This window comes from Lysinibacillus capsici, from assembly GCF_003367505.1.
GTDB lineage: Bacteria > Bacillota > Bacilli > Bacillales_A > Planococcaceae > Lysinibacillus > Lysinibacillus capsici.
The window spans coordinates 281,650-305,819 of the sequence record NZ_PXXX01000018.1; the positions used below are offsets into that span (position 1 = coordinate 281,650).

20 protein-coding genes and 1 other annotated feature are annotated in these 24,170 nt (G+C 37.6%); of the genes, 1 reads left to right on the plus strand and 19 read right to left on the minus strand.

The window, feature by feature from the left end; genetic code table 11:
- Nucleotides 1–389: 389 nt before the first annotated feature.
- The 7 genes from radC to C7B89_RS17030 form a co-directional block, all read right to left on the minus strand.
- On the minus strand, nucleotides 390–1,061 hold the full coding sequence (radC, locus tag C7B89_RS17000) for a RadC family protein (protein WP_175400705.1): 672 nt from the start codon (nucleotides 1,059–1,061) through the stop codon (nucleotides 390–392).
- Nucleotides 1,062–1,094: 33 nt separating this feature from the next.
- Nucleotides 1,095–1,688, minus strand: a complete 594-nt coding sequence (locus C7B89_RS17005; protein ID WP_066036508.1) for a Maf family protein — start codon at nucleotides 1,686–1,688, stop codon at nucleotides 1,095–1,097.
- Between the two features lie 98 nt (nucleotides 1,689–1,786).
- Nucleotides 1,787–2,431 carry a hypothetical protein gene (locus tag C7B89_RS17010; protein ID WP_004226648.1) on the minus strand — a complete coding sequence of 215 codons (645 nt, stop codon included), beginning with the start codon at nucleotides 2,429–2,431 and terminating at the stop codon, nucleotides 1,787–1,789.
- 168 nt (nucleotides 2,432–2,599) lie between these two features.
- Nucleotides 2,600–3,850, minus strand: coding sequence for a bifunctional folylpolyglutamate synthase/dihydrofolate synthase (locus C7B89_RS17015; RefSeq protein WP_115674147.1), 1,251 nt, complete (start codon nucleotides 3,848–3,850; stop codon nucleotides 2,600–2,602).
- A complete protein-coding gene (locus tag C7B89_RS17020; protein ID WP_208644739.1) occupies nucleotides 3,847–5,127 on the minus strand; it encodes a bifunctional folylpolyglutamate synthase/dihydrofolate synthase in 1,281 nt (426 codons plus the stop codon). Before C7B89_RS17020 ends, C7B89_RS17015 begins: the two co-directional genes overlap by 4 nt.
- A 134-nt stretch (nucleotides 5,128–5,261) precedes the next feature.
- A complete protein-coding gene (locus tag C7B89_RS17025) occupies nucleotides 5,262–5,660 on the minus strand; it encodes a hypothetical protein (RefSeq protein ID WP_048395144.1) in 399 nt (132 codons plus the stop codon).
- A 257-nt stretch (nucleotides 5,661–5,917) separates the two neighbouring features.
- Nucleotides 5,918–8,563 (minus strand): valine--tRNA ligase, encoded by a 2,646-nt coding sequence (locus C7B89_RS17030; RefSeq protein ID WP_048395142.1) that lies wholly within the window; start codon nucleotides 8,561–8,563, stop codon nucleotides 5,918–5,920.
- Nucleotides 8,564–8,643: 80 nt separating this feature from the next.
- Nucleotides 8,644–8,901: a binding site (T-box leader), on the minus strand.
- Between the two features lie 102 nt (nucleotides 8,902–9,003).
- Here C7B89_RS17030 and C7B89_RS17035 point away from each other — a divergent pair.
- Entirely contained in the window at nucleotides 9,004–9,198 is a 195-nt protein-coding gene (locus C7B89_RS17035) for a hypothetical protein (protein ID WP_036124009.1), read from the plus strand.
- Here the strand turns inward: C7B89_RS17035 and C7B89_RS17040 are convergent.
- From C7B89_RS17040 to C7B89_RS17095, 12 genes are all read right to left on the minus strand, one after another.
- Nucleotides 9,175–9,849, minus strand: a complete 675-nt coding sequence (locus tag C7B89_RS17040) for a valyl-tRNA synthetase (RefSeq protein WP_175400699.1) — start codon at nucleotides 9,847–9,849, stop codon at nucleotides 9,175–9,177. The two genes, C7B89_RS17035 and C7B89_RS17040, sit on opposite strands and share 24 nt — an antisense overlap.
- Before the next feature lie 170 nt (nucleotides 9,850–10,019).
- Nucleotides 10,020–10,466, minus strand: a complete 447-nt coding sequence (locus tag C7B89_RS17045; RefSeq protein WP_048395138.1) for an SRPBCC family protein — start codon at nucleotides 10,464–10,466, stop codon at nucleotides 10,020–10,022.
- A gap of 546 nt (nucleotides 10,467–11,012) precedes the next feature.
- The gene (gene hemL, locus C7B89_RS17050; protein WP_048395136.1) at nucleotides 11,013–12,305 is read right to left on the minus strand and encodes a glutamate-1-semialdehyde 2,1-aminomutase; all 1,293 of its coding nucleotides are present in this window, start codon (nucleotides 12,303–12,305) and stop codon (nucleotides 11,013–11,015) included.
- On the minus strand, nucleotides 12,306–13,286 hold the full coding sequence (gene hemB / locus C7B89_RS17055; RefSeq protein ID WP_048395134.1) for a porphobilinogen synthase: 981 nt from the start codon (nucleotides 13,284–13,286) through the stop codon (nucleotides 12,306–12,308).
- Nucleotides 13,283–14,044 (minus strand): uroporphyrinogen-III synthase, encoded by a 762-nt coding sequence (locus tag C7B89_RS17060; protein ID WP_115674150.1) that lies wholly within the window; start codon nucleotides 14,042–14,044, stop codon nucleotides 13,283–13,285. The genes hemB and C7B89_RS17060 overlap by 4 nt, the downstream gene beginning before the upstream one ends.
- On the minus strand, nucleotides 14,034–14,966 hold the full coding sequence (gene hemC / locus C7B89_RS17065; protein WP_054550018.1) for a hydroxymethylbilane synthase: 933 nt from the start codon (nucleotides 14,964–14,966) through the stop codon (nucleotides 14,034–14,036). Before hemC ends, C7B89_RS17060 begins: the two co-directional genes overlap by 11 nt.
- 18 nt (nucleotides 14,967–14,984) lie before the next feature.
- Nucleotides 14,985–15,812: a cytochrome C assembly family protein gene (locus C7B89_RS17070; RefSeq protein WP_004226624.1), complete on the minus strand. Its 828-nt coding sequence runs from the start codon at nucleotides 15,810–15,812 to the stop codon at nucleotides 14,985–14,987.
- Between the two features lie 182 nt (nucleotides 15,813–15,994).
- On the minus strand, nucleotides 15,995–17,359 hold the full coding sequence (hemA, locus tag C7B89_RS17075) for a glutamyl-tRNA reductase (protein WP_048395129.1): 1,365 nt from the start codon (nucleotides 17,357–17,359) through the stop codon (nucleotides 15,995–15,997).
- A gap of 197 nt (nucleotides 17,360–17,556) precedes the next feature.
- Nucleotides 17,557–20,475 carry a vWA domain-containing protein gene (locus C7B89_RS17080; protein WP_115674151.1) on the minus strand — a complete coding sequence of 973 codons (2,919 nt, stop codon included), beginning with the start codon at nucleotides 20,473–20,475 and terminating at the stop codon, nucleotides 17,557–17,559.
- A gap of 18 nt (nucleotides 20,476–20,493) precedes the next feature.
- A complete protein-coding gene (locus C7B89_RS17085; protein ID WP_004226619.1) occupies nucleotides 20,494–21,942 on the minus strand; it encodes an S-layer homology domain-containing protein in 1,449 nt (482 codons plus the stop codon).
- 183 nt (nucleotides 21,943–22,125) lie between these two features.
- Nucleotides 22,126–23,787: a hypothetical protein gene (locus C7B89_RS17090; protein ID WP_066036515.1), complete on the minus strand. Its 1,662-nt coding sequence runs from the start codon at nucleotides 23,785–23,787 to the stop codon at nucleotides 22,126–22,128.
- A gap of 143 nt (nucleotides 23,788–23,930) precedes the next feature.
- On the minus strand, nucleotides 23,931–24,104 hold the full coding sequence (locus tag C7B89_RS17095) for a YjfB family protein (protein WP_081011007.1): 174 nt from the start codon (nucleotides 24,102–24,104) through the stop codon (nucleotides 23,931–23,933).
- Nucleotides 24,105–24,170 lie beyond the last annotated feature (66 nt).

The window sequence follows — 24,170 nt, forward strand, 5'->3', positions numbered from 1 at the left end:
CCACCAATTTTGATGGGAGTCCTCCCTGAATAAAGATAAAATTCATACCGTTCATTATAACGGAAAAACGCAAGAATTTGTAGTATCACATACTTCATCTCACAGAAAAGATACTATTTTAATTCCCTCTTAAACTAAAAATAGTACGTATAGATTAGCATATAATTTTTATTCCCATAAGACAATGTGTATCAGGCTACCAATTTTTGTGAAGATAATTGCTTTTCTATGAATACATTAACGTTATGTAAGAAAAAAGGTTCGCCAATATACCACAAAAAAATACAAAAATTTTATGACTGGTTATAATTAAGGTCATTTATAGTAATAGAATCTTCTATACAACAAAATGGATTCATCATAAAAAACTCTGCATATTGTATGCAGAGTTAAAAATATCCTTTTTCCTTTAAACTAATATATTGATGGTCGCCGATGATGACGTGATCAATTAACTCTATCCCTATAATATAGCCTGCTTCAACAATTCGCTTTGTTACTTCAATGTCCTCCGTGCTCGGTGTTGGCACCCCACTTGGATGGTTGTGGGCACATATAATAGAAGCGGCAGACCTTTTGACAGCTTCTCGAAATATTTCTCTAGGATGAACGATGGATGCATTTAAACTGCCAATGAAAATCGTTTGCTTATGAATAATTTGATTTTTTATATTTAAAAAAAGCACAACAAAATGCTCCTGATTAAGCGAGGTCATATCAGGCATTAAGTAAGTTGCTGCATCTTGTGGAGAACGTATTGTGAATTTCTCATCATTATGTTTTTGAGCCAGTCTTCTACCAAGTTCAACAGCAGCCATTAATTGAATGGCTTTCACCTCGCCTATTCCTTTAATAGCCATCATTTCTTCGATGGTTGCATGCTTCAAATGATGGAGTCGTTCAAAAACATTTAACACCCTATTTGCAAGAACAAGCACAGATTCTTCCTTTGTGCCTGTCCTCAATAAAATAGCGAGTAGCTCTTGATTCGATAAACTCTCAGCTCCTTGTCGTAATAGCCGTTCACGGGGACGATCCTCTATATTGACATCTCGTATCATCAAAGTTGGTAAAGCGTCTTCTAGCAAAAATATTCACTCCTTCGCAAATTGGACTATCTGTAGATCCACCAATTGCGAAAACAAAGTTGCAAGTGGTAAACCTACAACATTGTTATAATCTCCTTCAATTCTTTTAACTAATAGTGTACCAATCGTTTGAATGCCATAACCACCCGCTTTATCAAAAGGATCTCCTGAATCTACATAAGCTTCGATTAATTCCTGCGATAGACGGTGGAAAACAACTGTAGTCTCTTCCACAAAGGTCGTTTCCTTTCCATTCGGTTCGATTATAGCGACCGCAGTCATCACACTATGTTTGTTATTTGACAAACGTAATAAGTGAGAAATAGCTTCCTCACGCGTTTTAGGTTTATGTAGTAGCTCTTGATTGTAAACAACGATTGTATCTGCACCAATAATCGTGGCATTAGCTGCTTTTTTGGCTACATCACGCGTCTTCAATAAAGCTACTCCTTTTACATAATCCTGCATTGTATGAGCTTGTACACTTGTTTCTTCCACTTCACTTGTCAAGACTTCAAACGGGAGTGCTAGCATGTTAAGCAATTCCTTGCGCCTAGGGGAAGCAGAAGCAAGGACAAGCTTATGATTTGTTTTTAACATTATCTGATCATTCCTCCTTATCCTTATGATACAGAAGAATGCACAATTTGAAAATTTTCAAAAAAACAAGATAATGAAGATTTCATTATTATTTATTGTTAAAACTTCACTTGAAGACACGTATTTTTAGATTGGTAATGTGCAAAAACATGCAGACGAATGATGTTGATATCGTTGGAAATAGTAGAGGCCGCTGCGCCAATGGACTGCCAATCCTCAGGTAGCGTTGAGTCCTTGCCATTTTCCTTAAAATTTAATTTTGCGGCATTTTTATCTGCTAATGCAGTTGGTAGTTCTGCCAAGGTAGGTTCTTTACAGCTTTCACCACTGACGCTAAATGCCTTTTTAAAGGTTGCGGGGTCCTGTAAAAATTTTAGCTGACTTTCCTCCGTCACCATGCTTGTCCACACATAAAACTTGTCATCAACTTGAACGATCGCGCTCTCTTTTAAGGCAGGATACTCAGCAACAAATGAACTTGCGCTCTCATAGTTTGAATACACGCCAGCTTGGCTTGCATAAAACATCGATGCATTAGATGTATTGGTTGTCTCCCCGGCAGTTGGAATCGTTTCTGTTTGTGATTGATTATTTGCCACTTCACTACCATTTTTCTTTAAAGGTAACTGTGTGCTGGCTTGTAAAACGCCCAGAAAAATTGCTACACCTAATAGACCAACAAATCCACCAATAATCATTGCTCGAAATATTTGTTTTTTCATCACATGACTTACAATTTTCATTCAACTATCACCTCATCCTTCCACCTATCTATGCCAACATCATATGATATTATATGTACATTCCAAAGGGTAAATGCGAATTTATTATTTTTTGATACGGAACTCATTGCAATCCTAAATTTGCAGCCATAAAAAAACTAGGACTCACTATTAAGAGCCCTAGTTATTTCATTGTTTTAATCTATGACGAACCTCTGTTAATAAATATAACGAGCCTGCTACAATGGTTCTCTGCTGTCTATGTGATTGTGCCTGTATAAAGGATGCATAGTCAAGCAAGGTTGTTTTCGATGTTGCATGAGAAAGTTTGACCATTTGATGTGCTGGCATTGCTCGTGAATTAGCAAAATCGACGAAGTAAAAGTCATCACTCACCTGCTCTAGAATTCCGAGAATCTGCTCAACATCTTTATCTGCTAGTATGCCAACGACAAATGTTATCTGCTCATTTGGATATTCACACTGAATCGTTTCTATTAATTTTTCAGCACTTGCAGGATTATGCGCACCATCCAATATAACGAAAGGCATTATTTCTTCAAAGCGTCCCAAAATAGAGGCCTTTTGCACAGCTTGACGAATAGCTGTTTGATCAATAGACACGTCTAATTCTGACGCCACTTCAAAAAATGCTGTAATGGCGAGAGCCATATTGTTTCCCTGATGTGTCCCCTTCATAGAACGATTCAGGTTCGCAATTTGGAACTGCTGTACGTCATTCATATAGCTTTCTCCATCAGTTGTTTGCTTAATGGCAAAATGCTGACCTAATGCAAATAGAGTGGCTTTTTTTCGAACGGCTGCTGCATCCACAACTCGCTTCGCCTCATCAGGCAAATCACCAATAATAACTGGACGTTGTTGTTTAATAATACCTGCTTTATGGTGTGCAATGCTTTCAAGCGTATCCCCTAAAAACTTTGTGTGCTCTAAAGCAATACTTGGGATAATAGAGACAATAGGTGTTACCACATTTGTACTATCCAATAAACCACCCATTCCCGCTTCAATCAGCGCAATATCCACCTGCCCATTGACAAAATGTAAAAATGCCACCACCGTCAGCAATTCAAAATCGGTTAGTTTGCCACTCAGCCCAGCATCATGCATCTGTTGGAAAACTTGATCCATTTCAGCCTCTGTTATAGGTTGACCAGCTATTTGAATTTGGTCATGAACATCAACGATACATGGTGACATAAATTTGCCCACGCGTAAGCCATGTTCTTGTGCAATTGCCTCTAGAAATGTTAACGTAGAGCCTTTGCCATTTGTGCCCGCTAAGTGGACAACACGCAAAGTTTGCTCAGGATTACCTAAATATGATAAAGCCTCTTCAATCGCTGTAAGACCTGGTTTAATGATATCCTCACTTTTAACCTGCCATTTCTCTTTATAATGATCAAAGTTTGGGATCATCGTCCTTCCTCCTGTAGCCACTGTCGAGCTTGTGCTATAAAATATAATGAGCCTGTAATGACAACAATATCCTCTTTTTGGCGTTCTTGTAATACTGTTTGAAGGCTTTTTAGCCATTCTATATGAACCGTTTTATTTGCATGAGTCGACAACATCGCTAAGCTTTCAGCAGGCATTGCATTCGGTAGATCTATTTGTGTAAAAGTGATCGAGGTGGCAACAGCATCCATTAGTTCTATACTGTTACCATGATCCTTATCTGCTAATGCCGCATAAATAAAGTGATAATTGTTTCTTGGATAGACATTTTTTAGTGTTTGGATCAGAGCAGCTGTACCCTCTGAATTATGAGCACCATCTAGCACAATTTGATTCGGCCATTGCTCAAAGCGGCCTGCCCATTGCGCACATTGTAGACCTTGACAAATAGAATCATCAGTAATGACAATTGCCCCCTGCTCACGTAATGTTAGTATGGCTGTGATTGCCAAACTTGCATTATTTATTTGATGTTGACCAGCCATTTTTAATGGTACATCCTTCATCAAGACAGGGTCCTTTTCATATGTAAAATGCTGATAGTCAGTACTTTGCCAACTATTTGTCACCATGAAGTCTTGACCTAAAACATAGCACGTCGCATGTCGTTCCTCTGCCGTGGCTTTAATGACAGCCAATGCCTCCTCATTATGAACACCTACAACAACTGGTATGCCTTCCTTGATGATGCCAGCTTTTTCAGCGGCAACCTTTGCGAAAGTGTCGCCTAAAAAGGCTGTATGCTCTAACGAGATCGTTGTAATAATAGCTAAAAGCGGTGTTACGACATTTGTCGCATCCAAACGCCCTCCAAGCCCTGTCTCAATAAGCGCTATATCTACACCTTCATGTGCAAAATACTGAAACATAATGAGTGTAACTACCTCAAAAAAGCTTGGAAATTCACCATTGTAGTGTTCTTCTATAATTTTCGCAAGTTTATTGAAATAGTAGAGAAATTGCTCATCCGAAATTTGGTGGCCGTTGATGGTCATACGTTCATTAACTCGCTCTAAATGTGGAGACGTAAATGCCCCTACAGTGTAGCCTGCATGTTGAAGCATTTCTCTTAATGCGTTCACCGTAGAACCTTTACCATTTGAACCTGCTACATGGATTACTCTTAGCTTGTTGTGAGGTTCATCTAAATGTCCTAGTACTTCCCGCATAAGGACAAGTGGCGCACGTTTATGATCAACTGCTTTTAATGTAAAAATAAATTTTGTACATTCGTTCATTGTGTTAAACAAAAGAAACACTCCTTCTTACTGCAATATCTTTATTTTAGTACAAGTAACGTTTAATAACATAGCAAAATGACAAAATACAAAAAACACGCAGCTAGCAACTGCGTGTTCGTATTAATATTATTTTAGTGTACTTTGTGAGCACCTAATAAAGCACCCATATTATTTAAAATGGTTTTTGCATCACTATTTAATAATGGATGAACATCTGGGCGTTGCACTAAGTCAAAAGCATTTTTTAACGTTCTTTTTAGCATCGATATATCAAAATCTGAGCAATATTCATTAATTTTTTGGATCGTTAATAAATCTGTTCGTGATAATTTAGTGCTATCCTGTTGGGGATTACTATTTGCTAATATGTGCTTAATCAGGACACGGCCACTTGTATTCAATAAACGATAATACTTTGCTTCGGATAATTTTAAGAGATTCGTTTCGATCAATACTCTCGCGCTTACAAAGTCTAATTCATCACATGCTTTGTTGACTTTTGTAATAATGGTTGCAATATTTCCTGACATTCTCAACACCTCCATTGGCTCTTATTTTCTTTACTAATAAAGACTATCTATCTAAAAAACCATCTATTTAGATTTGGTTTTTCACGGCTAAATAACATAAAATTAGGTTTTGTTTCCTATTAGTTCAGCGCTGCACATCATCTATTAGACCAATTTATTTAAAATAATACTATATATTTTTTCCTAATTCAATGTATATCTTTAGCTCTACATAAAAAAAGCAATGGATGACTTTTTCGTCATCCATTGCTTCGTCTTTACATATTTTTTAATTCTTCTAAACGTTTTAACACAACTGCATGCTTGCTTTCGTAATCTGCTAATTTCTCACGTTCTGCGTTGACTAACGCTTCCGGTGCTTTCGATACAAACTTCTCATTCGATAATTTACCTGTAACAAGCTTTACTTCTTTTGCCCATTTCTCTAATTCTTTTTCAAGACGGGCAATTTCTTCCTCAAGATTGATCAGTCCAACAAGAGGCAGGAATACCTGTGCTCCTGTCACAACAGCAGTCATTGATTGTCCTGGGGCCTCTAAACCTTCACCAATTGTTAAAGTGTCAGGATTACAGAATTTTTCTAGATATGCTTGATTATCTTTAAGTACAGCTGCTGTTGCTGCATCTTTCGCTGAAATAAACAACGGTACTTTTTTGCTCATCGGTGTATTTACTTCCGCACGAATATTACGTACTGAACGTATAATATCCATTAGGAGCTTCATATTATCTGCTTCATCAGCAAAATGAAGATCTGTGCGTACTGTTGGCCATGCTGCCACTGTAATAGATTCACCTTCGTGTGGTAAGTGCTGCCAGATTTCTTCTGTAATGAAAGGCATAAATGGATGTAAAAGACGCATTGTTTGATCTAGTACGTAAGCTAAAATAGATCGAGTTGTCTTTTTAGCTGCTTCATCTTCACCGTAAAGTGGTAATTTTGCCATTTCAATATACCAAGAACAGAAATCATCCCAAATGAAATTGTATAATTCACGGCCAACTTCGCCGAATTCATAACGCTCTGCAAGAGAGGTTACACGTTCAATCGTTTCATTTAAGCGCGTTAAAATCCATTTGTCAGCTACAGATTTTTCACCAGTTAAATCGATCTCATCATATGTCATACCATCCATATTCATAAGCGCAAAACGTGATGCATTCCAAATCTTATTGGCAAAGTTCCATACTGCTTCAACTTTTTCAGTTGTATAGCGTAAATCTTGACCAGGTGATGAACCAGTAGCTAAGAAGTAGCGTAATGAATCTGCACCGTATTGTTCAATGACATCCATTGGATCAACACCATTGCCAAGTGATTTACTCATTTTACGCCCTTCACCATCACGTACTAAACCATGAATTAGCACATCTTTAAATGGACGTTGATCTGTAAACTCAAGGCCTTGGAAAATCATTCGAGAAACCCAGAAGAAAATAATATCATAGCCTGTTACTAATGTATTTGTTGGATAGTAACGTTTATATTCTTCATTTGCTTCATCTGGCCAACCCATAGTAGAAAACGGCCATAGTGCTGAAGAGAACCATGTATCTAGTACATCTTCATCTTGCGTCCAGTTTTCTGCATCTGCTGGGGCTTCTTTACCTACGTATATTTCTCCTGTTTCATTATGGTACCAGGCTGGGATTTGATGGCCCCACCATAATTGACGAGAAATACACCAATCGCGTATATTCTCCATCCAGCGGGAATATGTGTTTTCAAAACGAGCAGGAACAAAGTTTACTTTCCCTTCTTCGTCCTTTTGCAGCTCTAGGGAAGCATCAGCAAGTGGTTGCATTTTAACGAACCATTGTGCTGAAAGATATGGCTCAACAACAGCACCAGAACGTTCAGAGTGTCCTACTGAATGCATATGCTCTTCAATGCGAATTAACACACCTGCTTCTTGTAAATCAGCAACAATTTGCTTGCGGCATTCGAAGCGATCCATTCCTTTATATTTGCCAGCAAGATCATTCATTGTGCCGTCTTCATTCATTACTAGAATGCGCTCTAGATTATGACGATTACCAACTTCAAAGTCGTTCGGATCATGGGCTGGTGTCATTTTTACAACCCCAGTACCAAATTCCATATCAACGTACTCATCAGCAACAATTGGAATTTCGCGACCTACAATCGGTAAAATAACGTTTTTACCAATTAAGTGCTGATAACGCTCATCGTTCGGGTGAACAGCTACCCCAGAGTCACCAAGCATTGTTTCGGGACGTGTTGTAGCAACTTCTACATAGCCAGAGCCATCAGCTAATGGATATTTCATATGATAGAAGGCACCTTGCACATCCTGATAAATTACCTCGATATCAGATAATGCTGTTTTTGCTGCTGGGTCCCAGTTGATAATACGTTCACCACGATAAATTAAACCTTTTTCATATAACTGAACAAAAACTGTTTTTACGGCATCTGAAAGACCTTTGTCTAATGTGAAACGTTCACGTGTATAATCTAATCCAAGACCAAGCTTTGCCCATTGATCACGAATATGTCCAGCATACTCTTCTTTCCATTCCCATGTTTTTTCGAGGAATTTTTCACGTCCTAAATCATAACGTGTAATATTATCCTCACGCAGCTTGGCTTCTACTTTTGCCTGTGTTGCTATACCAGCATGGTCCATACCTGGCAACCATAGGGCATCATAGCCTTGCATGCGTTTCATACGAATGAGAATATCTTGTAATGTTGTATCCCAAGCATGACCAAGGTGTAATTTACCTGTTACGTTCGGTGGTGGAATAACGATTGAATAGGGCTTTTTCCCACTTTCAGGCTGTGCCTCGAAGAACTTCCCTTGTAACCACCATTCATAGCGACCAGCTTCAATGGACTGTGGGTCATATTTAGTTGGCATTGAAATGTTTTCTGTCATATTGACTCCTCCTATTGTTTGAAAACTGTTGGTAAAGAAATACTATTTATTTTTTACCCAATAAAAAAACTCCTCTCGTCTAAAAGGACGAAGGAGTTTTAGTTCGCGGTACCACCTTTAATTCCAGCAGGGTTAAGATAAATATTAAATAACATATTTTCTCAGCCTATTCTACTGGCTCTCAATTCGGTAACGGTGTTTAACCGGCTTTAACTACTATTATTTCACTAAAGCTGCTCAAGGGCTACCTTCAATTTCGTACAAATAGAAACTTCTCAGCTACCGTTTCCTCTCTGAAAATGTAGTCAAAATTTACTCTTCCCTATCATAGCATCTGTATTTGATTTTCCTTATTGTACCGCAGGATCGTGTCATTTTTCAAGTGATTTAGTCATCTTTTAGTAAGAGGAAAGTAAATAGAAAAGGAAGTGACAATTCAAATGCGACGACGCAAGTATAACCCTTGGCTTTTACCACCTTGGCTACGACAAGTTCGTTTTTATTGCAGAACCATCATCGTGCCGATTTGTGCTTTTCAGTTTATCCGTGTCATTATTGTGCCAACATCAGGTGATTTAGTCTTCTTATTACTCCTGCTACTTCTCTGCTATTTACTTTTGAAAGACATCATTTGAAACACGAACTTTAAGCGGTGTATATTCTTCTGTTAGATCCCAAATCATAGAAGGCACTTCATGCCAAGTACTGGATTCGCGTACAACAATATGGCTTGAGGATTCTCTTAATACAGCTTTTTGGTCAACTGTTGTAGAATTCTCTTGGCGTGAAGCTGCTGCTACTGCGGCAGGTTGTTTCACTTGAACACTTTCTTCAATTGCAGCCAATGTCTCCTCTTGTTCGAAAGCATGTGTTGATAGGTGCGGATTGTCTAACACATCTTTTTCAACAACAGGTTCATACTCATTGAAAGCGCTTGTGACTGTCCACTCAAGCTGACACATCTGATTTGTTAGACTAGGGCGAATATCCTTGACCATTAAATCTTTGACATCTGATTCTTTTGGTAAATCCACATGTAAAGGAACGGCATACTCAAAATAACCAGTATCTCCTTGAATATCAAGGGCATCAATTGTAATTAAATCTTCATTTTCCGCAAATGCTTGCATATCTTGAAAATCAAAGCGAACGTGTGCGGTGATATGATAGATGCCCATAAGTCGCAAAGAATCCTCTAACTGCATTGCCTGCCACTGTGGCTTAATTTGAACAGCTGCTATTTCAGTTGGGCAGCCATATCCAGGAAAACAAAATGTTTCGCGCATATTCCAAGTTTTGTGTTCGATAATAATCCCTCCCTTTGCATCATATGACGATTTGAAGGATAGTATGCTAGGATGTTGCCATTTGAACAGAGTTAAAAATAGATACTACTAAAAAAATGGCATGCTAGAAGTAATAGTCTAGCATGCCATTCCCATGGATGTTCGTATCATTAAACATTTACTAATTTAATTTTATTAGCTACACGATCTGTTAGCATTTGTGTTGCCTTTGGTACGATCGGTTTAAAAATCGGATTGAGAACAGGGCCAGCTAACCCGCCTGCAATGACTTCTAAGAATCCTGTCATTTTAGTATTTTCAGCGTCGATACTTTCTGCGAGGAAATAGCCATTTCCTGTGAAGTTATCAGAAAGCCCCTTTAATTCAAATGTAACTTTTGATGGTGCTATCCATTCTAAGATTGTAATTTCTACTTCAACTGTTTTTTTCAAAACGCCAACATTGCCTTTAAAAGTCCAAGTGGAGTGTTTCTCATCAATCATTTCATGTGCATTATAACCAGGGACAAGCTTTGCCCATTTTTCCATATCACTAACGAAATCCCATACATGTTCAATCCCTACGGGTACTTCGACCGTGTGTGTGCCTGTTGCCATATCAATTCACTACTTTCTTTTATGAATAGCTATATTATAAACGATATCGCCCACAATTTGGCTATGCTGAAAGATGTAATTTTGACAAAAGCAGGTCCTTCATCCAGTATAGTTGAGCGTACTTACTAGTAAATATATGCTATTGTTCCTTTTTACTCATGTATTCCTCAAGCACTATAATGCCTTCTGCTTAATCCATTAAAAAAGGTAATGTCAATGGGATATAAAGCAATTTTACAAAGCGAGGGTTTATTCCATTCCGCTAGCATCCTTTCCAGGGGGGCGTTCGTGAGTGACAACACCTCTAAATAAAATGAGTAGTGAACACTTTTACTTTATTTGAAAATCTTGCTATTAAGAAACATTTTTATGGGGTGGGGTGGAAGGTGCTTGAATCCCATGGGATAGCTAAAGAGGTGAGCCATAGGAAAGCAAGTAGCCTACAACGGAAACCATTTTCACCTTTCGCAAAAATTCTAGTGATGGTTTTGTTTTTCAACAGCAGAAGAGCATGCTAGAAATAATTCTAGCATGCTCTATCAAATTTTATTGCGCTAATTGCGCAAATACTTTATGGAATGCTGCCACTGTTGTCGCAATGTGCTCTTCCGTGTGAGCTGTTGAGATGAATAGTCCCTCAAATTGAGAAGGAGGTAAGAAAATACCTTCCTCTGCCATTAGACGGAAATATTCAGCGAATAATTGTAAATCTGATGTTTTAGCAGAAGCAAAATCAATGACATCTTCATTCGTGAAGAAGAAGCCAATCATAGAGCCTGCACGATTAACAGTGTGCGGGATATTATATTTAGTTGCTGCTTCACGGAAACCAGCCTCAAGCTGATCCCCTAATTTTTTAAAGTAATCATACGTACCATGGTCTAAACGGGATAACGTTTCATAACCAGCTGTCATCGCTAACGGATTCCCCGATAATGTTCCTGCTTGATAAATTGGTCCAGCTGGTGCTACTTGCTCCATAATTTCTTTTTTCCCAGCGAATGCGCCTACAGGGAGACCACCTCCGATGACTTTACCTAAAGTAGTCATATCAGGCGTTACCCCAAAATACCCTTGTGCACAGCCATAATCTACGCGGAAACCTGTCATGACTTCGTCAAAGATTAATAATGCACCGTGCTCTGAAGTAAGTGCACGCAAACCTTCTAAGAAACCTGGTTGTGGAGGTACAACACCCATATTTCCTGCTACTGGCTCCACAATGACTGCAGCTAACTCTGTGCCAAATTTCTCAAAAATCACTTTTGCCCCTTCTAAATCATTATAGGCAACTGTCAACGTATTGCGGGCGATATCTGCAGGTACGCCAGGGCTATCAGGTAGGCCTAATGTGGCAACACCAGAACCAGCTTTAATCAATAAGGAGTCACCGTGACCATGATAAGACCCTTCAAACTTTAAGATCTTATCACGTCCTGTCACACCACGTGCTACACGTAATGCAGACATAGTAGCCTCTGTTCCAGAAGAAACAAAGCGAATCATTTCCATTCCTGGTAAACGGTCTAATACTAATTGAGCTAAGCGATTTTCTGTATAGCTTGGAGCACCGAAGGAAGAACCCTTCGCAGCTGTATCTGCAATTGCTTTCACTACCTCTGGATGTGTATGTCCTAAAATTAACGGACCCCAAGACAATACATAATCAATATATTCATTGCCATCAATGTCTTTAATGATTGCCCCATGGCCAGATTCCATGAAAATCGGGTCCATATTTACTGATTTAAATGCACGTACTGGGCTACTTACACCGCCCGGCATTAATTGAACAGCTTCAGCATAGGCTTGTTTTGATTTTTCGTAAGAACGTGTCATTTATTTCTCCTCCAACCAACGTGCAGCATCTTTTGCATGATACGTAATGATTAAATCAGAGCCTGCACGTTTCATGCCTAATAATGTTTCAAGCACAACTTTTTTCTCTTCAATCCAACCATTTATAGCAGCCGCTTTAATCATTGCATATTCACCTGAAACGTTATACGCAACAAGCGGTAATGGATAGTTATTTTTCATGTCTCGAATAATATCTAAATAGCTAAGGGCAGGCTTGACAATTAGGAAATCTGCGCCCTCTTCGATATCTGACTCCGCTTCACGGAATGCCTCTAGACGATTTGATGGATCCATTTGGTAGGATTTACGATCACCAAATTGCGGAGCACCATCTGCAGCATCACGGAAAGGTCCATAGTAACTGGATGCATATTTGACTGCATAGGACATAATCGGGATATGTTCAAAACCAGCTTCATCCAGACCAGCGCGAATTGCCGTTACAAAGCCATCCATCATATTTGATGGAGCAATGATATCAGCGCCAGCTTTTGCTTGTGATATCGCCGTGCGAGCTAAAACATCTAATGAAGGATCATTCAAAATTTGATCGCCCTCAATTAAGCCACAATGTCCATGATCCGTAAATTCACATAAGCATGTATCCGCGATGACTAACAACTCAGGATGACGTGTTTTAATGAGTCGAGTCGCTTCTTGCACAATGCCATGATCATGAAATGCACCTGTTCCAACCGCATCCTTTTCAGCTGGCAAGCCAAATAAAATAACTGCAGGAATACCTAATGCTACAACCTCATCCACCTCTGCCTCTAGTTTATCTAATGAAAATTGAAAAACGCCAGGCATTGAATGTACTTCATTTTTAATATTTTCGCCTTCTATTACAAAAATAGGATAGATCAGGTCCTCTTTATGTAAGTATGTTTCTTTTACCATTGATCTCATCGTTGCATTGGCACGCAAACGACGGTGTCTTTGAAATTGTAGTTTTGTCATGATTTGTCCCCTACTTTCATAATTTCTTCGATGACTGCTTGCATTGTATAAACGCTTGGCATAATATCCACAGTAGCACCGTATTGTTCAAGAGCTGCTTCCGTAATATGACCGATGGCTGCAATGCGAGCTGCTTCCCAGCCAATATGTGGAACAACTTCCATTGCATACACGTCAACTGCTGAAGGACTAGCAAAAATCACTGTAACATTTTGATGTTGCTGGATGCAACTGACAATAACAGATGTTTGATCATGTCGTTCTATCGTTTCATAGACTGTCCATTCTTTTAATTCAAAAGGCAATCCATCCTTCAGCGTACTTTTCGCCTTTTCTCCTCGAATAAACAGACATCTCGGTTGATCACCCGCTACACTCGGAAATTCTTTAACGAAAATATCAGCACTAAATATGGAAGGCATAAAGCTCACTTGAAATCCTAAATTTTCTAATGCTGTTGTTGTTTTAGATCCAATGGAAGCTATTTTTCCTTTGAAATGACTTGCATTAAATTGATGTCGAAGCATTTTACTAGCAAAAGCTTCTACAGCATTTTGACTAGTAAAAATCAACCAATCATATTGCTTAGCGCGGTTCAATAGTTCAGGATCCTTGCTATCTAATCGTTCACAAGTTTCAATTAATGGGGCTACGATGGCATGTCCACCTAAAGCTGTTATATTTTCGACAATGGTTGTTGTCTTAGATGTGCCTGTTAAAAGTATGGTTTTACCCTTTAGAGGTAAATTACTGGGCATCTTGCTCTGCCTTTACACGCTGAATTAAATCGAAAGCTCCCTGTTTTGTTAAACTAGCAGCTAGTTCTTCTCCAATTTTTTGTGCATCTGTGCCAACTACTGTTTCCTTATACACAACAGATGCATCTGGAGCAGCAACAAGGCCTGTTAATGTAATTTCTTCCCCATTTGAAGTGGCATAACCAGCAATCGGAACTTGACAACCACCATCCATTGCAGCTAAAAATGCACGTTCTGCATGTGCTTCTTGCCAAGTGAATGAATCAGTCAACTTACCTAATTCGGCTAAAAGCTCCGCATCATCGGCACGACATTCAATGCCAAGAGAACCTTGCGCTACAGCTGGTAGACATTGTTCGACAGGTAAAAACTCAGTGACTACATCATCACTCCACCCAAGGCGTTTCAAACCAGCCGCTGCTAAAATAATGGCATCATATTCTTCTGTTTCAAGCTTAGCTAAGCGTGTATCAACATTTCCACGAATCCATTTAATTTCGATATCAGGACGTACTGTTAAAAGCTGAGCACTACGACGTAAAGAACTTGTCCCAACGACTGCTCCCGCAGGAAGGTCAGCAAATTTAACATGCTCTTTCGAAATAAATGCATCACGAGCATCTTCACGTGGTGGAATACAACCAATCACTAGCCCATCTGGCAATACAGCAGGCATATCTTTCATAGAATGAACAGCAAAGTCAATTTCTTTATCGTAAAGGGCTTGTTCAATTTCTTTTACAAACAACCCTTTCCCACCTACTTTTGAAAGCTGTACATCTAAAATTTGGTCACCTTTTGTTACAATCTCTTTTACTTCAAATTCGAATGGTGCACCAGCCGCTTTTAATTCATTAATGAACCAATTTGTTTGCGTTAGCGCTAATTTACTTCTCCTAGAACCTACAATAATTTTTCTCAACAGTCTCCAACCTTTCTTCTAATACCATAAATGGAATCGCGATAAACTACTACCTAAGAAGAAGTTTACAACAACTAATAGATAGGCATAAATATGTACCCATGCATAAGTTGTACCTGTCAGCTTGCTTTTGCGATTCACATATAGGATAAAACAATACAAAATTAAAATAATGAAGGACCCTATGATTTTCGCATCGAAAATCGAAAGACTCTCTAATGTTAATAGTGCCCATTCAAACCCTAATATTAAACTTATAAATAACATCGGAATTCCAATGAAAAATGAAATATTCATCCAGCTGCTTGTCTGCTGCAAGGAAGGCAATCTAGTCCATAAATGCGACCACTTTTTCTTTTTCAGCAATCGATATAGAACGAGATACAAAATGGCAAACACAAATGTTAATGTAAAAGCTGCATAAGACAATATTGCAAATGATATATGAATAAAAAGCATCTCTGAAATTAAAGTATCCCCGACAGCTCCTGTAGGACGTTTCGGCATAAAAGTAAATATACTAGCGAATAAAAATCCTAGTATATTAATAATAAACACAGGTAAATCCACCCTTGCTATGCAATGAAGGATAATGGATAACGTCACGAGTAACCAGGAATAAAAAAGTATTCCCTCAGACAAGGATAAAATCGGAAAACGCTTCGTTTCCACAAACGTTAAAATGATAATGGCACTTTGAATCATCCATACAAATGAAACAAGCCAAAAAGCAATGCGTCTTGCACGTACTTGCTTATAAAAATAATCAGTAAAGTAAAAAACTAGACTGATCGCATACAAGACGATCATCACTTCATAGAGCCTCGTCATGGTCAAATCAGCCAATAGACATCCCTTCTTTGTCGTGAAATTAATAAACTATTTTAGCATAGAAAACAAAAAAACGTTTTCGTATCCTTAGTTTACCATACAGATACGAAAACGCCTCGTGTAATATCAGTAGAAAATCCAATTGCGCGTAACACCCATGTACAATCACAGCTTTCTACGTGAGCGCAATAGATAATTTAGAAAGAGTACTTTGGTTCAGTAGAAGTCTGAGATACCTGTGCGCGTTCTTTGCGCTCAAGCTCTTGCTTTGTCATCTCATGAACTTCAGCTTCCACAGCATCCTCTATACCAAAAATTTGTTGGAATAAACGTAACTGTTCATTTGCTTTTGGAGAATTAGCCATTTCTTTAGCTTGCAAGATTGGCTCTTTTAACAATTGATTGATAATAGATTTTGTATGTTTGCTTAAAATTTTACGTTCACGTTCCGTTAAATCTGGCATTTTATTTTCGATACTTGTCATAGTCTCTTGTTGAATACGATTTGCTTTTTTACGTAATGCTGAGATGACTGGCACTACCCCAAGAGTAGCTACCCAGTCTTTAAATTGCACAACTTCTTCGCCAATCATATTAGTAATATCAGCAGCAGCACGTTCACGCTCTGCTAAGTTCGCTTCGACAATACCTTGTAAATCATCAATATCATATAGGAAAACATTTGGTAGGTCGCCAACTCGTGGGTCAATATCACGAGGAACCGCTATATCTACCATGAATAATGGTTTTCCTTTACGTAAACGTTCCACAAATTGCATTAGCTCGTAATCAATAACATAATCAGTAGCACCTGTTGAAGTAATTAAAATATCCGCTTCTAACAAAGAACATTGTAATTCCTTCATTGATTTAGCTTCACCATGGAATTTAGCTGCTAAGCTTTCTGCTTTTTCAAATGTACGGTTAATGACAGTAACTTTCCCTACACCACTACCGTAAAGGTTCTCAATTGCAAGTTCCCCCATTTTTCCTGCACCTAAAATAGCTACATGCTTGCGTTGTAATGAGCCAAAAATTTTCTTTGCTAATTCTACGGCCGCATAGGAAACGGATACCGCATTCTCACCAATCGCTGTTTCATTATGAGCACGCTTTGCAAATGTTACTGCTTGTTTAAATAGCTGATTGTATACCGTTCCTGTTGTGCCAATCTCTTGTCCACTTAAAAAGCTTTTTTTTACTTGCCCTAAAATTTGTGTTTCACCTAGAACCATTGAATCGATTCCAGCTGTCACTTTAAATAAATGTTCGACTGCCTCATCTTCTTCACGAATCGTTAAATACGAAGAAAATGTCTCCACAGGCAAATCAAACCAGTTGGCTAAAAATTGTTTCACAAAATGACGTCCAGTATGCAATTGATCCACAACAGCATATATTTCTGTACGATTACATGTCGAAACAATTACGTTCTCTAATATACTTTTTTGCTTTTGCAGCGCTTCCATTGCTTGTGGCAGTTCACTCTCAATGAATGATAACTTCTCACGTATTTCAACAGGCGCTGTTTTATAATTCAAGCCTACTACGATGGTATGCATGAATAACACCTCACACGTTCTAATTCACAAATCTCATTATAGCACAGTTCGACAAGAGTTCATCAATAATTTGTGAACATGTCATGAAGAACTGCAATTCGTCATCTACATTAGAATTATTATAAACTAAGTGTAACAAATTATACGTGTTGTTTCAAATTAAAAAACTGCCCCCATTATCGGAGGCAGTTTTCTCATTAATTTGTTATTGTAACAGTCTTTATTGCAATCATATTTCCATCTTTATCGTATGCTATAAACTCAATCTCATCATTGACTTTAAAGTCCTGCATAGTTTGAACAGTTTTTGTTAACATATACACTTGATCACTACGCTTTTGCAAATCAAACTGGACATCTCCACTGATTGAATTAAAACGTACATTCATCTTCGCAACGTTTTGACAGTTACCATCAACTCGAGCACTCATTGTAATATAACCTTTTCGTAGCGAAACACTTGTCTCTTCAAATAAATCTTCTGGGTTGATACAGCTTGAAGCTTGCGTTTTACATAAAATTGTATCAATTAACTTCTGGAAGACTTGATGCAATTGCAAATTATCAATTGCATGGAAGTACGTTCCGCCCGTTTCTGAAGATAATTGCATTAAAGTAGCGTCATTTACTTGTGATTTTTTGCCCATACTTACTGTGTATACTTTGACACCTTGCTTTTTCGCTTCATTTATAACTTTTGTCATTTTTGATTTACTCGTTTTACCATCAGATACAACGACAATAGCTTTGGATGTTTTCGAATCGTTCGAGAATTTTGTTAAAGCAATATCGATGCCTGCAAAAATATCGGTTGCACCCTTATCTTTCGATGCTTTATAAAGATCTTTTTTCAACACATTTTCTGTTGTACCTTCTCCAAGTACTGTCGCTTTTGTATTGGTTTCAATGACTATGTTATTTTTAGCCTTTAATTGATTGATTAGTTCAATCATTTTCTTCCCACGATAATTTGTTGGATCAACAGCCTTCATGGAAGAAGAATAATCCACTACATAGGCAATTTCTGTTGCTAAAGAACAAGAGTTTTTACTGAAGTATGGATTCGTAAAAATATCTTTCGTCACTGTTTTATCTTTTAAACCCTTCAAGGACGTTGCATAGCGAGGGTCTATTGGATTGACAAGTCTTGCTTCCACTTTAGATTTGCCATATATAACTGAATCAAAGTAGGCTACAGCAGTACCTGGATTCCCTGTGTTATTTAATGGATCAGAAGTGTTCGTAATGAATGAAGCTGTTTTTTCTACTCCGTCATACTTAATTTTGACTGTTCCTTGATAATCTGTAATAGGCTCTCCACCAGGACGCACTAAAGTCACCATTACTTTTGTATAACGATCTTTTCCTGAAGGTCTTGATGCAGCATCCGCACTTTCCTTTAGGGCCTCTACTCGTTTTTTAAACGCCTCTACTTGTCCAAGTAATTTTCCGCCTTGGTATTTTAATAATACCGTGCGGTCATAGTTACTTAAGTTAGTGAAGATCGAATAAATCTTCATAACACTGTCATAATGTTCTAATGTTAAATCTTTTTCGTCTGGCATTTCTTTCATAAGCTGAATAATGGCGCCTACTGGATTAATGTTTTCTACCTGTGAGGCAATATCATCATCAATGCCCTGAACGCGATAAATAGGACGACCATCGTCAGCAATTAAATACATTATTTCCGTTTTAGCTGGCGTTGTAACAGAGTTCTCAAAACGTGTCTTTAAAAGTTCCTCAAATAAGTGAACAGAAATATCATAGTTTTCAAATTGAAGAATAGCATTTTCATAACCTAATGCCGGATATTTAGGATCAGATCCACCGTAACGCAAATAGATGTTTTGCACATTCCCTAAAACGTCCTTCACATTTGTTTGCTGCCCAATACTAAATAATTTTTTATCTGAATTAGAATCTAGAGGAACTGGGCTATAAACATCAATTAAATTTTGCGTAAAGAACTCTGGAATATCTTCACTTTTTGGAAATTCAGGAATCACGCTCCCATTATCATCTGTATTTGCTGGGTCGTATACTTGGTAATCAATACGCAATTCAGGCTGTGGTGCATAACGCACTTCTGCGTTTAGTTTCTCTCCAACTAGACACTTCATTGCTGGGTCCGTATTATTAATCAGCTCAAAAGTTATTGTATCACGTACTGATTTAGTTAATTTTGGTGCTACCACTATAGCAGATACCGTTGAACCATCCGATTGGACAATGTCAACTGCTTCACCTGCAGTATCAACAATATTTCCGTAGGATGCCTTCACGCGGAATGAATAAGATTTATCATCAGCGATAGGATCACCATTACAAGCCTTTAAAGACACTGTAACTAGTGTGGTATCTACATTATTTGCAATTAAATCCGGTTTTTCCACCACGATACTCTGCAATGCATTATTAACATTATTTGGTCCAGTAAAATCATTTGAATTATCCTTTGGCTCTTCAAAATCAGCACTACTAGATCCCATAAAACCAGGTGGTAATGTAATGCTATCATTATCACGACCAGCTGGACTACGTTTTAATCCTTGTACTGCGAAAGTGCTATTTTGAACAGCACGATAGAAAAATACAGCAACATCACCCCGTGTTAGTTTTGTGGATGGATTAAAGCTAGCGAATGTGTTTTTGCCTGTAGAGCTTGTAGATAAATCATTTGAATATAAATATTGAACTGCCTGTGGCTCATCTAAATCCAAGCCTTTAAAAGCCGCGTAAATTTGGGCAAATTGGCCACGTGTTACAGCTTTTGTTCGATTCGTATTTACATGTGTACCATTAAATGGTAAATAAAAATCACTGTAGAAATTATAAGCAACACTATCAATATAAGATAAAGCATAGTTACGATCTAGTTTGGCAAACATCAGAACAAGATCGCGATCTGTCACTTGATCATTTGGTAAAAAGTTACTTGCACTATTTAAGGACATCAGGTCATTATCGACCGCCCATGAAATAGCTTTATAATTATTGCTATTTGTTGGAACATCTCTAATTGTTGTAGCTGCTTGCGTAACAGTAGGTGTAGCTGTCATCAGTAGAAGCATGAAGCAAAGCATAGCAAGCAATGCTTTTTTTACATATGTCATTTTTGTTCCATCCTTTCTTTAGTTAAAGAACAATATGTCATCACGATAGTTTTGTTTTAAGTCATCCTCTAAATATTTCAAGAATCGTTCTAAAACAACTGACGCCTCTGCACGCGTTAGCGGTTTATTTGGATTAAAACGACCAGCAGCATCACCAATCATTAAGCCAAGTTCATTCGCTATATAGATGCCATCTCTCGCATAATTTGGAATCTGTTTGTCATCTGTAAATTTAGTTAAGTAACCAGGATCAGGTGCTCTATTTTCAAGTCCTAAGGCACGGACAAAGATAGTTGCAGCCTGTGCGCGATTAATAGCATTATCTGGCTTAAAGTAGTCAGCTGATACACCTTTGATTATCCCTTTATTTAACGCTGATTCAATATAACCGTAATCTTTGATAGAACGCTTCAAGTCTTTAAAAACACTTGTAGTAGGTGTCTTTTTTGATTTCTTTTCTTCAAACACACGTAAATCAACCGCTTTACCAATAGCCGTCGTAAAATCAATACGTTTCATTGGTGTATTAGGAGAAAAGAAGTTACTTGAATCTGAGTAAATACCTAGAGAATAAAGTTTTTCAATTGCTTCTTTCGCATAATGGGTTGTTAAATCTCTGAATTTAGGAATGATAAGACGTTCAATTGTCGGCATGTACTCTGTATCTAAATCAAGTGTACCTTTTTGTCCTGAAGATAGGTCGTATGTATATTCAGAAATAACATCCTTTTCACTTACGACTGCATATCCACCTTCAAAACTCCCTAAGCTACCGAGATTTTCCTCATAATTTAAAACACGTGATTTACTTGTAGATAAACGATTTTTCACATGACTTGTTTTACCATCACTATAAGAATAAACAGATTCCGTGATTTGAGTTTCTGTCGCACCCCAGAAGTTCTCATAGCCTGCATGTCGACTATCTGTTTCAATTGTTACTGTGTTTTGAACAGCATTTTTTCCTTTTCCTGTTTCAAAAGCATAGGTTTTTCTAGAAATAATATTTCCTGAGTAATAATCAGAGGCTGCACGATTATCAGTAACTGTTCCTTGTGAAAATTGATAATCGACTAAGGAATAAGTAATGGCGCCAATTGTGATTTTTTCAGTGTATTTCTTCACTTCACCATTGGATGTTTTTTGACCAAGAACTGCATAATCCACTACATCTGATTCATAGGCAATATTTCTTGTCAATGTTGCGCCATTGCTTGCTGTTAACTTCATGCTATACGTTTCAGTTAATTTACCTTTTGATTCTTTTTGAGCAATTTTAATATCTTTACTTGTCCCTTTAAAAATAACAGGTGTCCCTGAAAGGAACACAGCTTCTTCATATGTATATTCGTTTTTTACAGCACCTGTTGTTTCTAATGAAGCGGCTGATGCATTGAATGGAATAGTTGTTCCAATCAAAAAGACAGCAAGGACTAGAAACATTATTTTAGATAATTTTTTTTGCATTCGCTTTTCCTCTCTTTCACTGTGCATTTGCGTGCATAATGAAGCTTGTTTCTAATATAACTAAAAAATCTGCTCGTCTTGCGAATATATACACAATTTAGCCTATTCGAAGTAACTTCTTCATCTTTCGATTATGAAACATATTCGCATGGGACTCGCAGATTTTTTAGTTTAATATTTATACTAATCTACCAAAATAAAATGAGCTTTAACAAATCGATCTGATAATACAACTAAACGATCAGATGGCTGTAAGTCAGAAGCTTGAATCACCTTACCTGCTTTAATCAGTGTCGCTTGGTCAATATTCATATTAACCATTTCACCCGCTTCATACCAACGACCATTTTGCCATTGACTAACACTCTTGACATTAATGACTGCAGGATACGTAGATTTTACAGACTGTAGTTTCCCTGCAAGCATTAGAGGGGCAACAGGTTTAGCCTTGTCTAAAATATGAAGAGCTTGTACATGGCCTTCCTTCACATAGAAATAACCATAGTCTCCCTCAGATAAGTAAAGTTCAATATCTGGCATGACACTATATGTTTTATTGCCGTCATCTACCATAGCTTTCGTTGTATTACTAACTGACAGTACAGTACGATCTGCTTTCTTGAAAACATTTGATTCAATCTTCATCGCATCGTCAATTTCAATTACATATCCATCTGCTTGAGATAAGCGTCCATAATATAATTCATGACCTGCAAGATTAGGTGACATGAAGCTATCACTTGTAACTTGTATTACTTGGGCATAGTGATCACGAGTAGCACCATCAGCCACGACAAAAGCAGTACCATATGCCATAAGACCAGTAGGTTCAATTAATCGTCCATTTCGAATTAAAATAGTTCCATTATGGAAATACATTGTTCCTGCTGTTTTCAGTTTTAATAGTTGATAATCTGTATCAACAGACAGCATTGGTTCGTAATATGTTCTTTCATTATTTTTTAATACGACAATTTTCTCGATTACTTCCTTACCAAATTGTTTAACGGTCGCATAGTATGCTTCGCTACCTATATAATTTTTCAGCTGACCTTTCTCGACTTTCGTATTCCCAACATAGATTGGTACTTTGGATGTAAAAGGCATAGTTGAAAGATCATTTGTTGTTTGAGAGCCAAATTGCCAGTTTACAAAGGCATGCTGATTTTTCACGGTAAGCTTGTTGGCATTAGGATTGACCGCTTGTATCTCGCCTTTATATAAGTTTTCAACGAGCGTACCTGTTTCACTGATAGCTACCTTTGATATGATTGAGGAAGTTTTATTTTTGAAACTTAATTTAACTCGATCCCCAACGTATAATGCACTAATATCTGTTGCAGAAGAACCTTTTTGATAATTGGTTTCTTTGTTTAAATAGTATGTCGTTTCTGCGCCAACATCTGGTTTTACCATGATAAATAAACCATTTGGATCAATACTCGTGACGACACCAGCAGTTGTTTTACCGTTACTGCTTCCTGTTGATGGTACATTTGTTTCTGTTGGTGTATGAGAGGTACCGCGAAGTTCAACAACACTTCTAAGAGAAATTTCAGCCTCGACTTCCATCCCCATCTTAAAACCCTCAATCGTTGTAGACGTATTATTAATATATAATCTAGTATTTTTATTAATATTAAACGTTACTGTTCGTCCACGATCATTTTCCAATGTAATTTTACTAAGTTGCTTTTCTATCGTACCATCAGGCTTCGTATATTCTGAAAACGTTACATCAACAAATGTCCCTGTCACTAGTTGGGCTGCTTTAGCAGATTGATTAAAGGAAAAACCAACTATCATCAGTAACGTAATCATCAGTATGTATAAATATTTTTTCAAAAAACCTGCCTCCTTACTAATTATTAGTATATCGTATTATTGGTAGTTTTTCTTATTCGAAAAGTTACATTTTAGGCCTTCTTGAATTTATTTCTAAAAACAAAAGTTGAGGTAGCTTTTAACATCAAGCTACCTTGCCTACTTCATACTTGAATATCAATTGTATGTCCGGCTGTTGGATGTGGAGCATCTAACATTTCAACTAACTGTTCTGTATTTTGCTGTTGCATTTCCATTGCCTGTTTCGTAACAGCTAAAGATACATTTTGCATAAGTGTTGCTTGGTTCATTGCCATCGATAAAGCTGCGATATCCATCTAGTCCACCTCCTATCTAATTTATCGGACAAATAGTTTCATCATCAAGTATTTTCCCTAATTTTC